Source organism: Aeromonas sp. FDAARGOS 1402 (assembly GCF_019046925.1).
Lineage (GTDB): Bacteria > Pseudomonadota > Gammaproteobacteria > Enterobacterales > Aeromonadaceae > Aeromonas > Aeromonas caviae.
Map to the genome: position 1 here is coordinate 132,948 of NZ_CP077202.1, position 15,072 is coordinate 148,019.

Here is a 15,072-nt window from a genome sequence, read left to right on the forward strand (position 1 = left end):
AGAGTAGTAGGGCCTTGATGAGTCAATATAAAGCGAACGGAGGCCAGCAATGTCTTGTGGTGAGCAAGCGGGGACGGTAGCTACTTTCTTCGGCTCAGGAGCCTTCTCTTCGAAGCTTTTTGCTAGCGAACTTGAAAGGTTCTGGATAGTGCTGCACCCACTCAGCAACAAGACTGTCGCAGAAAGTAAAATCCATTTTGGCATCAGTAGCCCCCACTGGCCACGATCGTGAGAACCTTATCCCCCTGGATAAATACAGCCTGTCTCGATTGACGTTCAGCGCTCTCCAAACGCCACATTCCTATTTCATCACCAATTTGAAGGCGCTTAACTTCGTCACCATTCATCATGGTGACAAGCAGGATTCCACCCCAATCATCAACATCGAAGAGCGTGTGGCCATCGATGACCTTGACTACTTCAGGTTTGCTGACTGGTTGGAGTTTTGTGGCGGTATGATGTGACTCTGCAGCTCGTGCTGCTTGAGGTAAAGTCTGGTTACCGGCACTCTTAATCTTATTGATGGCTGCCTGAGAGGCCTCCTGACTAACCCTCAATGCATCAACAGACTCCTGAATATTGTCCACCATCTGACGAGTCTGTCTGGCCCAGGTCAAACTAAGATCGGTGTCCGTTGACAATTTTTCGGTAGATGACTTTAGTGAGTTAAGCTCTGAGTTAAGAGCTGACAAATCTGCTGCCTGTTGCTGCACATGCCGCGAAATTTCACCTACAACCGCATCTGTTTCATTGGTTTTCTTTACGGTGTTAGATTCGATTTTATCCATCCTCGCGACCATCTCAGTTCGTAGATCATCGAAAATCTGTTGAGTGTCTTGATTCTTTGGGAGTGATAGAAATGTGTAACTGGCTAAGCCAAAACTGAAAATTCCAAGAGCCAAACTGACATACGCCGCCGCAATGGTTCTTCCACCAATAGGGTCACCATCATACCTCTCATGTACGTGTCCCTGATTACGTTCCTGAGTCGATTGGTTTTCAGGCTCATGTTCCGTGAGTGGATGCACCGTAGGCTTTTTGTCCTTTCTCATTCGACGGAGGATGTTGCCATTTGATTTTTGCCTATCACTAGACTCTGCATGAATAGACTCCAACGAAGGTTCGACGGGCACAAGGCTTTCTACTAACTCTTCGGCACTATTCTTGAGTGAAGCATCCTGGGAAATCTCTGGAAGGAATTCGTCACTGCCAGGTTGAATGTCTTGATGCTGTGCAGTACCTGTGGTGTGTTCATCAGTGACTGTCTGTTCCGTGCTCTCTACTACTCCCCCAACAATCCAACCCGCACTTGAATCTTCTCCCATAAGTTCTCTGGCAACATCCATCGGGTCGATCTCATGGACTACATCGATATCATCTGTCTTATCTTTGCCGGTGTCAGTTTGGAGATAGGCATCGTCATTAACCTGGTTGTTGCTAACCAATATGTCGTCGTCCTGATTGTTTTTAAGAGTAGGTTTAACACCAAATGAAGAAAGAAGGTTATCTGTCTCGCTGCTCTTTCGACTGAGGAAATTGCTATCCTTTTTCATGGTTGTGCACCGTTATCTTCAATAATGGAAGGATCTGCATCATGGAGTAATGGGACAAATGTGACCACGCGATGTACGGGGTCGACAAGAAGCAGGAAGGCATCTCCAGCAAGTGTCTTTAGCGCAGCTTGGACCGTGACGTATGAGAATTTTCTTTGCACGCTTGGCAAGGGTAAGGTAAGCATCACCTTCGTGCTTTCCGGCAGATTAGACATCTCGGCCAGCGTGTACCCGGTCTGCTGAATAGTGTAGTTAATTGCTTGCCCTACTGTCTCAACGGTGGGCGGAAATGAAAAGCTCACAACGGTAAGAAGCGGATTGGATTGGCGCACTTCAGGAGTGGTGTCGATAGTGGTGTAACGCGAAATTGCATACCGATCTTCTTGTGTTGCCGCGGTGACACCCTGCGCAATCATCATCCAGATTGTCGCTACTGCCAGCGCACTTTTTACTGTCTGCATCTCAATGCGTCCATGGTTGATTTTAGTCGCCAATTTTACCATGACGTGATACCGGAAAATGGGTGCAGTTTTGGCAGTGATTTTTTCAGCAATAGGCAATGAGCTATACGAGGAACCTTGACGGAAAGAACTGCGACATCTAGCAGAGTGGGGTATTGCGAGAGATGGGTTCTACGGAGGGGAAACAAGTAATATAGGAAGGAAAGCTGGATAGACAATATTGCAGGTAAAGTTAAGGCGCCACCAGGCGCCCTAATAATATTCGTGTTTATCTTGAAATTAAAAAGCCGGTTTCTTTTCCTGGCCATTTTATTTGATGTTGGGGAGGAATTTACATTCCGGCCTCTGGCACCCCCTGGGCCTTTCGTCGGGCCAGATTTACTCTGACTAACTGGCCGATCGTTTTTGCCGACGATCTGCGCGGCGTTGTTGAGGTCATGTTCACCATGACGATTCCAATGCTATCGGATCACTCCGGGCTGATCAAGGGAACTAATCGACCACCAAAGAGCAAGGGGAATGGCGAAAGGAAGGGGGCAGGCTGCGCTGCCCTTAACCATTAAAGGGGGTGTGGGGGAAATGAGAGGGCCCAGCACCAATGCGCTGGCGTAGGCCTGCACATCCCCAGGGCGGATTGGGCTTGTATTGCCGCCGGCACTTGTAAGCGGACCGATCAATGCTTGCCGTGTTATCATAACATATTGAATTCTAATGTTTTATGCGTGTTTCTCGACTTTGCGGCGATCTTCCATTCCAGAAGCCTGGCGGACCGTAATATGCAATAAATGGCTCCGAATGGGAATCGGCGGGTTGCTTAGCTCAATCCGTGTGGCCCCAATGGGGTCTACTTTGTGAGGCCAACACGTACTTGAGGAGGTGTGCCGGCCCGTTCTTCATGATCACTTCCGTGCTATTGGCCGCTTGTCTTGTGGCGATAACCCCCACCGGCTGGGATTATTAGTGCAATGAATGTGATCTGTGTCACATATTTTTTCAGTTGCATGCGACCCCAAATGGCGTGGGCGGCGTGCTGTTACTGTGCCGCCTAATAAAAAAGACCCGCAATAATTGCGGGTCCTTCCTATCTTCTTGTTCGCTTGGCGAACAGGCTTAGTTGAGAGTTTATATAGTCGAGCTGAGTTTGGGTTTCTATGGCCAGAGTGCTCTCTGTTTCATCTAGCTGGAGATCGAAACCACTGTAATTCGATATCCTTCTGTTACTACCATCGATAATTTTCCATCTGAGGTAAATCCTGTTGTAACTCCGATGTGGGATTATTATTAATGGAAGAACATTACGAATCTTCAAATTAAGCTCATTGACGATATTTGAAATCTCGGCCTCTATATAGTCATCGCTCATCTGCTTCAAAGAGTTTAGACAGAGGCCACCCATTCCTTTCATCATGCCTCTTCGGCTGCTGTTTCCTTCACGATTTCAGGTTCGATATACGCGTCCGCAGGGTTGCTTTTCCTTTCAGCAACGTTATGGATTTCAGGGGCAAATTCATGCCGGGTTTCACCACGCATGTGACCAATCGATGGCGAGATCCCAATCGACTCATAGCGCTCAGCAGCCATGCGAGCTTTCTCGTTATTTGCTGAAACGTCATCTCGTGTGACAGGGGTGTGTCGATAGGATGCAGCGCGCGAAATGAGTGCTCGGCAACCCCGCATAACATCCCGAATGTAAGTGGTTCTTGCACTCGGGCTCAGCAGTGCGACATGGCTTGCAAGCATGACAAGACGAATGAAGGAATCAATTTCCAGGACTGCATACAGGAACTGATAGTAGAGCTGGCTACCACTACGAACCTGGTAGACTATGGGTTTCACGGAAAATGATTCAGATGAGGTGAAGTTCTCTGGTACCCGGTCTTCCATGTAGCTAATCAGTGACTGCTTTTTAGTTTTCAACTCTTCTCTGAACTCTGTGATTGCTGTCCAGATTGAATCAAACCAGAAGTCTGCGTAGGGATTGTCGAGTCGGATATCCCCTTCAAGGATCATCATTGATTGCGCCAACATGGTCAGATTGTGTGGGGTGAATTTTTTCTTCTGACCATTGTCGTCAGTACCGTCCTGATCCGATTCACGCTTTACGCCGGAGAACAGTGCGGCACCCTCATAGGTATGGATCTCGATTTTGATATGTGATCTGAGTCTGCCCAGTTCGGTTACCCGATTGTTCGGTGTGCTCGAGGCCTCTTCATTGCTGAGGGCTCCAAGAATCAGTTTGCTGCTCATTTTTCTATTTCTCCGTTTGTTGATCAAATGATGATGTCGACAGCGTGGTATACCTGTGTAGCCATTTTTTTGATGCTGGGTGTGATAGTGATGTTGAGTCCCATGCCACTACATGCATTGGTACATCTCCTGACGTCAGCCTGATTCCACTTTGAAATCCTACCCATAAGTACGCCGAGATGCTGCCCTGCATGCTTTAGTGAAATTTCTTCGCGCTCATCGCCTTGGTAAAATTCAACGATGAACCTGACGATCTGCGTGTAAAGATCCAGAGGGTCCATAACATCGAAATTTGGTTGGAAGAGATTCAGAGTATGGATCACAAGCCCTTCAAGACGTGGGTCTATTTTCGACGTTGGTCGCCCGGGGGTGTTTTGCGTCCCCATCCACTGAATGGCTGAAATTGGTGAGCCTGTAATGATCCCTATCTTCTTTCTGTGAATCTTTAGCATGGACAGAAGCTGTTGAGTTCGGATCACTTCGTTATGCTGTTCTGATGTCTCCCCGATGATCATAGCGATGTCTGGCGACAACCTTATGTGCTCCGGAAGTATCAATGTTGCAAGTGAGCCCAGCCTGCTTGGATTCATCCTGCAGTATTGAACGACTGACATAAGTTCATCCCTTTTTAGAAGGCATACATCAGCTAGGAAATCACAATTTGTGAAGCTGCTGCTGATCAGATGCAGTAGAAGGGCTCGGGGGAACTGAGCATTTGCATCTTCGTCGCGTGCAGGCATACCATTGGCGATGGCACTGTATACTGGGCGAAGATCGATAGTCCCAAAGCATCCGCTTGGGTCATCATGAATGTCATCCATCACTCGGCGTTTGAATTGAAGCGTCTTTATCCAGAATTCATTCTGGCAAAATTGCTCAAGCCCATACCCCGTTAGGTTGTGAGAAAAGGGGGTCGCATATGAACGATGTAGGATGGCGTGCCTGATTATCTCTGCCAGGAGTGAGCCACAGCATGCGATCAATTTGTCCCGTTTATTCGACATCACACTCTCCGCTGTTTAGTGCCACACTGATCGACATGCGTCGTATCAACCGCATTAGTCTGCCACAAGCTGCGTGAATTGTGTTGTCGTTTGATTCATCGATCATGGAGATGATTGTGGCGTTGGCCCAAGACGATCGTGATAGGTTGAATCGCATATGAATTGACTCTGCCATCTCGTTTTCATCGCGATATCCATTTCGAAGAGCTAATTTGTCCAGGCCGGCCGCCAGTGATTCGCTTCGTGATGATTGTGCCCCGAGTAGAAGTAGGGGGATTGCTCTGACCATTTGCACTCTGGTGGTGACGCTACGCAGATCAACACAGAAGCCACCATGGGTGAGCGTTGATAGCTTTATTCCATATGTTGAGGAAATTGATTCGGCTGTGAGATAGATTGCGTGATCAAGAAATGTGAGGTCTTGTTGTGCTTCAGAGATATGTTCTGGTGCCGTGGTGATCGTGATGTCCGGCATTTTGGCGACCAGAAGTGAAATGGCTTGGCCAACACTGTAACCTTCGATGGGACTTGCAGGATTGTTGTCCCACATATCCGGACCGTCGCAAATCTGCGAGAGAAGAGCGGCCACGTTCTTGATTTCCATGGCAGATGCTGACCGGAGCTTATCCGCACCAAACTTAACGATGCTGTTCCAGCTTGCTCGGTAGTCGCGAATAAACCGCTTCGATGAGGCCATCACCTCTTCGTAACTACTAGGTGTATCAATTGGGATTTCAAGCTGCTCGTTGCCGTAGAGCTCTGCAATTGCTAACAGTCTCTCCCCGCCATCAAGCCTTCTAAGATCCAATTCTTCTTCAAGCCCGTTCACTGATTATCCTCCCGCAATCACCACAAATTTTGTGTCTTTTTTTTTTGCGATATCTATCTGATATCGCCTAGTGTTATGAATCTGTTTGCATTGTCAAAGTCGAGGTCAAGCATTAGCTGCTCAGTACCCTGTGCTGTTAGCACCATCACGTGAAGATCAGCTCGTTTTCGCATTCCAACAATCTCAGCTGTGATCATTGTGCTACCCAAGATAGAACGCTCGAACGTCAGTACCGATGCAATGGCATGCTGAACTTTAGATACCGCTTCTCGTCTCGCTTTTGGATCCAGGTTCTTGTTTGCGCCATTTTGATCTAGAAAGGTGTAGAACAGCCCCGGACTGACGAAACAGAGCCTACGTTCTGAAACGATGTGTACCACGCCTGCTCTTGCATTTACCTGGAGTGCTCCAGTCATGATCTGTGCACGTAGCCACTCAATAAATTGGTGTGCGGTATCAGATCGACCAGAAATCGATTTTTTAATAGAGGGTGCCGCGGATTGCTGCGTCTCCTGACTTGCACCCGGCGCCTCGGTTCCTTGAACAAACCTTTTGAATTCGTCGCTTGTAGTTTTGACTGTTAATGGGTATTCAACGATACCTGCTTCTTCTTTGGCGGCAACTTCAGTGAAGCTCTGATCACCGGTGAGGTTAGGCTGGACCTGCTCATGATGCTGTTGAGGCTGTAACTCCATGCTCGGATTCTTGGCATCAGGAGCAGTGATGATCTTCGGCGTCGTCTGAGTAGAAGTAGCCTTCTGTTCCGAACGAACTTGTGATTGAGCAGGTTTAGCAATCGGCTTCGCATCGCTTGTTGATGAACCAGTTTTGGCCGGCTTAACTTCTCCAGGGATCTGATGATGATATTGTTCATCGACAGATGGACACAGAAGCCTACCGGTGTAGACCGGAAGCTTTGCATCTGGGTCTAGTACCTGGCGTTTGACCAGCACAACAGCAAGTGGCTTTTGATTTGGCGTGAACATCAGCGAGTGCATCGCCTTCCCATTCACGTTCAGGATCAACATGCCGTTGTCACCCATGGTGTCGTAAATCAGGCTGGTGTTATCCGGCAGGAACTGGTTCTCGGTACCGAGCGCAGATCGGATACACTCAACGAACCGCGGGGCGACACAAGCAATGAAGTGTTGGGATACCCAATAGGGTGAATTTTTCTTGTTCGGCTCAAAGTCACGTAGTGACAGTGTAATTCCCTTGATGGCCAGAGCATGGATTTGCGGCCTTTTTGCAAGAGAGCTATTCACAGTGGCTTGTGCGGCTACTGCAACTGGGGCATCTGCCATGGCGTCGCCTGTTGATTGCGAGTCGCACTCAATTACGCACCGACCGATATTTCCCCCTAGCTCCATTGCTTTACCGCCGATAGTGGCAAGCCATTCATCGCGGATGATTGATTTTTTCCAGATCCAACTCAGCGCTGCTTTTGGCATGATCTGGAATATCAGTGGAAGACTCGCGACTTCGTGTACGCCATGCTGGCGGCGGTCATTGTATCGGTAGATATACTTGGTACCCGGTGCCATGGGGCCGAGGTGTGGCAACCAGGGCGTCATGTTTGACCCCTTCATAACCACAACATCCACATCTGTGAGGAGTTTGCCAATATCGTGCAATGCACCCGCTGAAGTCATCGCGAAGATATACAAGGCCTGCCATTGAGAGATCTGTTCCTCTCCATCAGATATGTATAAGAATCGACCTGCGATTCGAGCTGAGTACACAGCCACTTCGATACTGTGCTCTAACAGACCACCAAGGTGAGCATGATGATGTCGTTCACTTGCGGGCAGGTGCTGGCACCAGGCAGCAAGATTTCGAAAGAGCTCCATGTAAATTTGATTGAACCGGGTCTCATCGAGTTGCGTGAACGCACTCAAGTTCTGCAGCAGGGGCATATGGCGTTTTAACAGGGCCTCAGGGCTCTCTGCGACGAGGGCGCTACCGCTTAGTGCATTTGCTTGCTGTGTGGGCTCAGCGTGTGATTTGTTATTGATTTGTCCGACTTGTTGCCTTGTTGTCCATTTGAACCACCAATTACGCACGCCTGCCTCTCCTTCACTTCTTGTAGTATTTTCTTCCAAACACTGATCACTCTGGGGTCAGCCTCTGGCATCACTTTTCTCTGGACTTGGGTTGGGTACATTCGACCGATGAAAGAGTGAAGGGCTTCATCTTCAGGGTTCCAGCTTTCCCCCTGGCAGTAGAAGTGCAGCCTCCCTAATGAACAGCTTGCTATTGCCATATGGGCGGCGGCTTCCGGTGTTTTCTCGGTTTGCAGGCAATGGCTTGCAACAAGCAGCAACGGAAGTTCATTTTTGGGGGCCATAGAGCTGGGCGTTGCTGAGTCAAAAATTGCACAGTGGGCGGAGAAATCTCTGATCGCTGTGTAAAGGACTCTCATCTCTGGCTCAAGAGCAAAGTTGAGTTTGTCCTTCCCGGTCAGAAATTCGTATAACTCACCCCAAGGGTTCACCGCTTTCTCTTTAACCAACACAACACCCCCCTTTAAGTTTTGTGGCATTATCTAGCAACTGAGAACGAATAAACGGCTGTCAATTTTGAGGGGGGTTTTTATGGCGGGTGTTTGGATTGTAAAGGGGGGGACGCTTCAGCCCATTAGACGTCTCGAGAAGTCTATAATCCTGCATCCGGACAACCGCGATAGCCTTGAGACGCAAGAGCTTCTTGCAACGTTGCATCACAATAAGTATTGGCTGCTCTGTGGGTGTAAGAAGCCGGACGCAAGGATGTTTGTGCGCCAGGTTGCGGATGATAGGTACCTGATAGTCAATCATCATGAACATGGTCACCACGACCCGCATTGCCCTCTGCGCACGTCTCTTGGATTGGGTGGTGCATCGGAGGACTCCGGCCCTGATGCCGGCGATAACACGACGGCGATGAAGCAGCCGGAGTACCGCTTGATCTCTCCATACCGCAAAATTGACCTGCTTTCGTTGGATGGGGATGTCATTGATGATGCGGAATCACAGCGTAGTGCTGCTCTTGATGAATTGGGCATATCACCCGTTGATAATTCGGACAAACCGAAACGAACTCAGGCTGAGAACCCCGCTCAGAAGATAGATGTTCTTTACAAACTCCTTTGGCAACTGATGGACGACTCGTTCTGTACCTATCGTCATCACCGGCAGAAGATCTCGATCAACTCTCTGCAGATGAAGATACGTGCTGCAGCGTATCCGCTCAATCTCAAGGGGTTTGGATGCTTGCAGCAATTCACATTTGTTGGGGAGCAGGGATTGGACATGCTGCTTGGCCAACTGAATCGTGCCCATAAACGCGATCCGAAGACCCGGCACCAATTCCTTTTTTTGTGCGTGATCGCTGACTACACCTTGTTTAATGGAGCGGCATCTTGCGTCTTGCTCAACGGCTCTGCACTAATGTTGGGGCAGGCTAAGCGACCTCCATTGTTGCTCAATGGAATGCAGTCAGGTGATGGTCCGTTCATGCTGGCTGTGACCTTTGCATACGATAAGCCAACCGATGAGGGACCCTCAATCCTCCGTTGGGCGTTGCAACCGCTCGCCAGTGCAGAGACCCCTTTGCCTGTTGCCAGTTGGCCAGAGCGCCTGATTGTCATTGAGATGGCCCGCTGCCTGGACAACATTGATCCCAACATCAGCACTCGTTACCAGCTCTGGTTGCATAAGCCTGTTTTGCCAATGGTCGACCGGATGACTGGGGTCTGGATCCAGCCCGCGATCACGTTGATGGCCAAGGACCTTCGCGGTGAGCGTTGCCGTGTAGCCTTCAGGCTCCAGGGAGAGGGTGATAATATCGAGGCTTACAAACGAACCTTTGAGCATGTCCATACCTTGGATCTGGATAGCCCCAGTACGTTGGCTAAGTCATGCCAAGAGATGTTTGTTGCGTATTTCGGTTTGTCCGGCCACCTGTTCCGGTTTCATCCGGCCAGGCGTTTCGGTGTGATCCGGCCAGCATGATCTGACCTTCGTTTATCCTCTCTTTTTACCCGACTTCTTCACCCTGAACCAGTGTTTTTTTACGTTGTGACTCACCTGTTAATTCCAGTCGGTGGGCATTGTGGATCACTCTGTCTAACAGCGCATCTGCAACAGTTGGATTATCCATTAAGCCGTACCACTCCGAGACCGGTAACTGACTGACGATGATTGTGCTGCGTTGCTCGTAGCGATCTTCAATGACGTCCAGTAAATCGCTGACTTGTTTACCTTTAAATCCCTCAAGGCCCCAATCATCTAGGATCAACATATCTACCTTTTGTAGCTGTACCAGTTGTTTCAGATAGCTACCATCAGCATGCCCCATTTTCAGGCTTTCCAGTAACCGACCTAACCGGTAATACAGCACGCGTTTATTCTGTCGGCAAGCTTGCTCACCTAAGGCGCAGGCAAGATAGGTTTTGCCGCTGCCGGTGGGCCCGGTTATCAAGATATTCTGGTGGTACGTCAGGTGATGTCCTTGCATAAGTGGTGTAATTTGTTCAGCTCGCAAGCCGCGCTTTGCCGGATAGCGTAAGCCTTCTGGTGTCGCTTTAAGGCGCAGATTGGCTTGTTTGCGCAAGCGTTGTAAGCGGGTGTTATCCCGCGCCAGATGTTCTTGCTCGACCAGCAATCCCAATCGTTCATCGAAGCTAAGTTCGGCATAGGTATGGGGCGCAAGACGTTGTTGCTCCAGCGCACTGGCCATGGCCGCCAGCTTAAGCTGGCGCAGTTGGATAAGCAGTGAGTCCATTGGTGGTCCTTATTGGTAGTATTTTGAGCCACGGATGTTGGTGTGTGTGCCAGGGATAATGGTTTTAGTTTCATCCGGTTGCCAGCGCATATCTTCACCGTTTTTCAGTAGCTTTTTGATGACCGGTATATAAGGTAGTTGGCGACTGATGGCCAGTGCGCAGGCCTTTTCCAGCCGGTCACTGCCATAGCGCTTTTGCTCGCTCAGGAGTCCCAGGCAGGTGCGCTGCGCTTGGATAAGATGGTCTTTGTTACGCTCAACCGCTAAGACCACCGCCAGCGTGTTAGTGCCGATATGGGTTGCCCAGCTGCGAATGCGCTCAGGGCTCCATTCCAGATGGGCAGCATGGTTTTCTGGCATATGCGCTATATCAGTCGTGTGCCGGTAGCGGGTATAGCTGCGCGGATGCTGAGCGACGCATTTCGCCTGATGGTAAACCTTTATCAGCGTCTGCGTTGCACTGATTTCAACCCGCTCACCGACTAAACGGTGTGGCACCGAGTACCAGTGATAGTCGTATTGTACGTGGTAGTCTTTGGCGACTTTGGCAATGCGATAATCGGTGTACTCATAAGCGTAAGGCGGCAGTGGTTGTAATGCAGGCGCATCGAGCAAGTTAAACAACTGCTCACGGCTGGCACCGTTGTAATGCTTCATTGGCCGCTGATTGAGTTCTGTATTCAATGCGCGGATGGCCTGATTTAACGCTGCCAGTGAGTGAAATACCTGATGGCGCAGCCGGGCTAATACCCAGCGTTCCACAATCAGCACAGCCGATTCGACTTTGCCTTTATCCTGCGGTTTGCGTGGTCGGGTCGGCATCAACGCACAGCCATAATGTCTGGCCAGCGCTTTGTAATTGTCGTTAATCACCGGCTCGAACTTATCCGCTTTATCAACCGCCGCTTTGAGATTGTCGGGTATCAATAATGCGGGTACGCCACCTAAAAAGGTCAGGCAACGACTGTTCGCCATCAGCCAGGATTCCCTATCCTGACCTTTACAGGCTTCAATATAGGTGTAGTTAGATGCGCCCAGGGTGGCGACGAAGATAGCGGCCGGTTTTATCTCACCTGTTTCTGGGTTCACAATCGGCACTGTCGGGCCACAGAAGTCGATAAACAGCTTCTCACCGGCTTCATGATGCTGTCGCATCGAGCGTTTTTGTACAGCACACCAACGCCGGTAATGTTCACAGTACTGCGTGTAGCCAAGTGCTTTACTGCCGTGCTCTGCCTGATACTCCTGCCATAACAGCAGTTTGGTGACGCCTTTTCTACGCAGCTCAAGATGTACCTGCACCCACGACGGCAAGACCCGCTGCGTACTGTAATCACGGCCAGGAAATAACTGTTTGTCGAGGCTATCAAGCGGATAGTCGGCTGCCAGCGGCCAACTGAGGCCTAAGTTGTTAAAGCGGATAACCAAATCACTGATGGTTGCCCGGCCAATATTTAGCGCCTGAGAGATTTGCCTGTCACTTAACTTGGCCTCAAATTTGAGGCGGAATATATCCAGATAAGTTTGCATATCTGTCCTTACCATTTTCTTTTTACGTGTCATGACTACTCCGGCAAACAGTTAAAAAACTGTTATGCCAAAGACCGTAAAACGAAGGAAGAACAAACTGGCCGGACGATACCGAAACAGGTGGCCGGATGAAGCCGAAATCAGTGGCCGGATGATACCGAAATGGGTGGCCGACTCATGCCGAAATCGCTGGCCAGATCATCCCGAAATATGCATTTGTAATCGGAAAGGGGGTGATTGACAGTCATTATCGGGCTCTTGACAAAGAACGGGCTGAATTAGAAGCAATGGAAGAACAGAAGAAGTTAACCTATCGAATGCAGAATAGGGAGCTTGAAATTCGTGAGGAACTATCGCGAACTTCAGCTGGTCATCTAGATATTCCCCCTATGCCGATGGACACCCCAGAGTATGACATGCCTTATGATGAAGAGTTGGAGCGAACGATTGAAGACCCTGACTACTGAGCTGCGGGCAAAAAAAAACCACGCCTATGGGCGTGGTTTTTTGTTTTTTAACTTCGGGCCTTAATTCGCAGGATGCGTGACCGCTCAAAAGCGGCTGCATCCTCCCGGCACATAAACCAGAAACGAATTGCAAAGGCTAAGCCGACGACTTCAAGTGCTAAAACAATGTTGATCCACATAATGAGATCCTTGGCCGAAAGGCCTGGTTGAGGTAGCCCAGATGGGCGGATTGGAGGTTGGCAGCCGCGGTTAGCGGTACAGGCTGGTTATGCCATCGCCTGTCAACTCACTCTCGGGAGAGAGCGGTTTGGGCTGTGCACATGTGAGTGTGCTCAGGCCAAACATGACAGTCTGAGAACGACAAAACGCAGCCAAGGCTGCGTTTTGTGATTGAGGTGACTCCGATGCATTTCTGCGTGTGCTATGCGGATAAACCGAAGGAGAATGAGCACTTTGGCTAAGTTAGCCTATATGCGGTCGCCATGCAACGACAGTTATTTATTGCCCATGATGTTTGTAACCAATTTCTTGATCATCCCGGGTTCTTGTTTCCCCTCCAGGGGCAGGGGATGGCTCTGTTCACTGTTTGGTAAATGTCGGCGGGAACGTTCTTGCCTATCACGCTCGGCCCGATCCAACGCGACGCGATAAGTGATACTACCGCGCATAAAGCCAATCAAGGCGTTGAAGCTGAGGCAAAATGCCTGGCACAGTCTGCGGCTTGTTTCATGCTTGTCTTTGGGTGAGCGATTATGCGTCAGCAGTTCCATAAACTGCAGGTCACGGTCGCTGGGCCCGTCTGGAATAATGATGCCTGTTGGAGGGGTGATGTCGAATACTTCCAGGATCGCTTGCTCTGGAGAGTAACCCATATCGAAGACAAACTGGCGCAGCCTAGTGATGTGCTGCCGTGCTCGTTCTGCCCGCCGGTCGGCTTCAATCATCTCTAGTTTGGTGGCACTCATACCTGGGGTACATAAGGTTGTTGCGTTGATTGGCTTGATGTTGACCGCCAGATACCCTTTTTGTATGGCTCGTGCGCTGAACTCTACGATCATGCCGACTTCGGGGGGGGTCTCCCCCAGCCAGTTTTGAGGGGTAATGAAGTAATCGACGCCGGAGATGTCTGCGATGGTGCCGATGGGACCTGTATCATTGATCACTGTACCAACGACAAAGCCTCGTAGAGGGCCAAATGCGATGCTCATGATTTTCTACTGCTCCTGGTAAAGCCAGAGGCGCGAGATAAGCGGCTCATTGGCGGTTGTTTTTGCTTGCCGCGGAGGGCGTTTTTGGGTGATGTCGTAGTTCTTTAGAAGACCGATCTTCACTTTCTGAGCTCCGAGAATGAGAACCGGGGTCGATGCTACTTGCATACGACGACTGTTTCCTTCCACCAACCAGGCTTGTGGGTGGACTGGATTGGGGCGCCGGATGACAAGGCGAGCATCATCGGAGAGGGCGGATAGCAGCACAATTTCATCCTCTAGCTGTGCGACCCAACCAGCTGGATCGAGTACATGGCGCGGGGGTGAGTCCTGTGATGCTCTGAGCGTACCGATGATCTGTTGTTTGGTCATTCTCTGCATGGTGTTTTTATGAGCCCAACAGAACGAAATTGACCGGGCCGTGTCGCCGGCGATTGTGATTTGTCGGTAAAACTGCAAAGTGATCAACCCCTCGAACATGCCTTTGCTATGCAGGAACTCCCACCGGGTATTGGGTCCCCCGAGTATCGGACCTGAGTTTGTCACCAAGTCTCGGAAGGTTTTTCGGTCTGCATTTATGGCCTCAATTATACCGAACAGCTCCTCGCTGTGCCTGGAGTGAATCTGAATTGCTCCCGGCAAGCGGTACACTAGGCGAGTGTTTTCACCAGCGTCAGCGTAGAGATGGCCCCAGGCATGGTGAGCAGCATACAGAGCCTCAAGACCGTGAGCGGGAGTCACCGTAATAGAGGGAGTGTCGTGGCGGGTATCCTGCCTCGGATCGTGCGGGGGGAGGGCAAAGGTGCTGCCTTGGATGAGCTCGCTATCGTCTATAAAGTCTCGCAGCATGGCCAACAGCTGGTGTTGACGCCGCTCCAGAACGCGGAGCTGTGCAGCCAGTTCGTGTTTATTCATGAGGCATTCCATCGAGGGTTTCAAGCTGGTGTTATTATGACCAGTAGAGGGCACTTTCTCAACCAACATTCCTAGTGACTATTTTCAACCAGAG

General features: G+C 50.0%; 14 protein-coding genes. 2 read left to right on the forward strand and 12 right to left on the reverse strand.

Going from position 1 to position 15,072, the window contains the following annotated elements; translation table 11 throughout:
• Positions 1-203 precede the first annotated feature (203 nt).
• The 7 genes from I6L32_RS22105 to I6L32_RS22135 all read right to left on the reverse strand — a co-directional run bounded on the left by I6L32_RS22105 (position 204) and on the right by I6L32_RS22135 (position 8,609).
• A complete protein-coding gene (locus I6L32_RS22105) occupies positions 204-1,553 on the reverse strand; it encodes a hypothetical protein (RefSeq protein WP_210538259.1) in 1,350 nt (449 codons plus the stop codon).
• Positions 1,550-2,014: a hypothetical protein gene (locus I6L32_RS22110; RefSeq protein WP_210538258.1), complete on the reverse strand. Its 465-nt coding sequence runs from the start codon at positions 2,012-2,014 to the stop codon at positions 1,550-1,552. The genes I6L32_RS22105 and I6L32_RS22110 overlap by 4 nt, the downstream gene beginning before the upstream one ends.
• A 1,404-nt stretch (positions 2,015-3,418) precedes the next feature.
• Entirely contained in the window at positions 3,419-4,261 is an 843-nt protein-coding gene (locus tag I6L32_RS22115) for a PFL_4669 family integrating conjugative element protein (protein ID WP_210538257.1), read from the reverse strand.
• A gap of 23 nt (positions 4,262-4,284) precedes the next feature.
• Positions 4,285-4,875 (reverse strand): hypothetical protein, encoded by a 591-nt coding sequence (locus I6L32_RS22120; RefSeq protein WP_210538256.1) that lies wholly within the window; start codon positions 4,873-4,875, stop codon positions 4,285-4,287.
• A gap of 379 nt (positions 4,876-5,254) precedes the next feature.
• A complete protein-coding gene (locus I6L32_RS22125) occupies positions 5,255-6,094 on the reverse strand; it encodes a hypothetical protein (RefSeq protein ID WP_210538255.1) in 840 nt (279 codons plus the stop codon).
• 53 nt (positions 6,095-6,147) lie between these two features.
• Positions 6,148-8,157: a TraI domain-containing protein gene (locus I6L32_RS22130; RefSeq protein WP_210538254.1), complete on the reverse strand. Its 2,010-nt coding sequence runs from the start codon at positions 8,155-8,157 to the stop codon at positions 6,148-6,150.
• Positions 8,061-8,609: a hypothetical protein gene (locus tag I6L32_RS22135; RefSeq protein WP_210538253.1), complete on the reverse strand. Its 549-nt coding sequence runs from the start codon at positions 8,607-8,609 to the stop codon at positions 8,061-8,063. The genes I6L32_RS22130 and I6L32_RS22135 overlap by 97 nt, the downstream gene beginning before the upstream one ends.
• A gap of 253 nt (positions 8,610-8,862) precedes the next feature.
• Between I6L32_RS22135 and I6L32_RS22140 the strand changes: the two genes are divergently transcribed.
• The gene (locus I6L32_RS22140) at positions 8,863-10,086 is read left to right on the forward strand and encodes a hypothetical protein (protein ID WP_216945333.1); all 1,224 of its coding nucleotides are present in this window, start codon (positions 8,863-8,865) and stop codon (positions 10,084-10,086) included.
• A 25-nt stretch (positions 10,087-10,111) separates the two neighbouring features.
• On the opposite strand, the gene istB is transcribed toward I6L32_RS22140, so the two are convergent.
• Both istB and istA read right to left on the reverse strand, forming a co-directional pair.
• The gene (istB, locus tag I6L32_RS22145) at positions 10,112-10,858 is read right to left on the reverse strand and encodes an IS21-like element helper ATPase IstB (protein WP_008950208.1); all 747 of its coding nucleotides are present in this window, start codon (positions 10,856-10,858) and stop codon (positions 10,112-10,114) included.
• Between the two features lie 9 nt (positions 10,859-10,867).
• Complete coding sequence (istA, locus tag I6L32_RS22150) at positions 10,868-12,421, reverse strand: IS21 family transposase (RefSeq protein WP_216944339.1); 1,554 nt, start codon at positions 12,419-12,421, stop codon at positions 10,868-10,870.
• Positions 12,422-12,621: 200 nt separating this feature from the next.
• On the opposite strand from istA, the gene I6L32_RS22155 reads away from it, so the two are divergent.
• Positions 12,622-12,855: a hypothetical protein gene (locus I6L32_RS22155; RefSeq protein ID WP_216945317.1), complete on the forward strand. Its 234-nt coding sequence runs from the start codon at positions 12,622-12,624 to the stop codon at positions 12,853-12,855.
• 47 nt (positions 12,856-12,902) lie between these two features.
• Here I6L32_RS22155 and I6L32_RS23570 read toward each other — a convergent pair whose 3' ends face one another.
• From I6L32_RS23570 to I6L32_RS22165, 3 genes are all read right to left on the reverse strand, one after another.
• A complete protein-coding gene (locus I6L32_RS23570) occupies positions 12,903-13,034 on the reverse strand; it encodes a hypothetical protein (RefSeq protein WP_265216449.1) in 132 nt (43 codons plus the stop codon).
• Between the two features lie 315 nt (positions 13,035-13,349).
• Positions 13,350-14,063, reverse strand: coding sequence for a hypothetical protein (locus I6L32_RS22160; protein ID WP_210538251.1), 714 nt, complete (start codon positions 14,061-14,063; stop codon positions 13,350-13,352).
• A 6-nt stretch (positions 14,064-14,069) separates the two neighbouring features.
• The gene (locus I6L32_RS22165; protein ID WP_210538250.1) at positions 14,070-14,978 is read right to left on the reverse strand and encodes a DNA replication terminus site-binding protein; all 909 of its coding nucleotides are present in this window, start codon (positions 14,976-14,978) and stop codon (positions 14,070-14,072) included.
• Positions 14,979-15,072: the final 94 nt, after the last annotated feature.

What these genes read in the sequence shown, in the direction of transcription:
- I6L32_RS22105 (WP_210538259.1), bottom strand. Translation starts at nt 1,553, where the DNA reads ATGAAAAAGGATAGCAATTTCCTCAGTCGAAAGAGCAGCGAGACAGAT.
- I6L32_RS22110 (WP_210538258.1), bottom strand. Translation starts at nt 2,014, where the DNA reads ATGCAGACAGTAAAAAGTGCGCTGGCAGTAGCGACAATCTGGATGATG.
- I6L32_RS22115 (WP_210538257.1), bottom strand. Translation starts at nt 4,261, where the DNA reads ATGAGCAGCAAACTGATTCTTGGAGCCCTCAGCAATGAAGAGGCCTCG.
- I6L32_RS22120 (WP_210538256.1), bottom strand. Translation starts at nt 4,875, where the DNA reads ATGTCAGTCGTTCAATACTGCAGGATGAATCCAAGCAGGCTGGGCTCA.
- I6L32_RS22140 (WP_216945333.1), top strand. Translation starts at nt 8,863, where the DNA reads ATGTTTGTGCGCCAGGTTGCGGATGATAGGTACCTGATAGTCAATCAT.
- istB (WP_008950208.1), bottom strand. Translation starts at nt 10,858, where the DNA reads ATGGACTCACTGCTTATCCAACTGCGCCAGCTTAAGCTGGCGGCCATG.
- istA (WP_216944339.1), bottom strand. Translation starts at nt 12,421, where the DNA reads ATGACACGTAAAAAGAAAATGGTAAGGACAGATATGCAAACTTATCTG.
- I6L32_RS23570 (WP_265216449.1), bottom strand. Translation starts at nt 13,034, where the DNA reads ATGTGGATCAACATTGTTTTAGCACTTGAAGTCGTCGGCTTAGCCTTT.
- I6L32_RS22160 (WP_210538251.1), bottom strand. Translation starts at nt 14,063, where the DNA reads ATGAGCATCGCATTTGGCCCTCTACGAGGCTTTGTCGTTGGTACAGTG.
- I6L32_RS22165 (WP_210538250.1), bottom strand. Translation starts at nt 14,978, where the DNA reads ATGAATAAACACGAACTGGCTGCACAGCTCCGCGTTCTGGAGCGGCGT.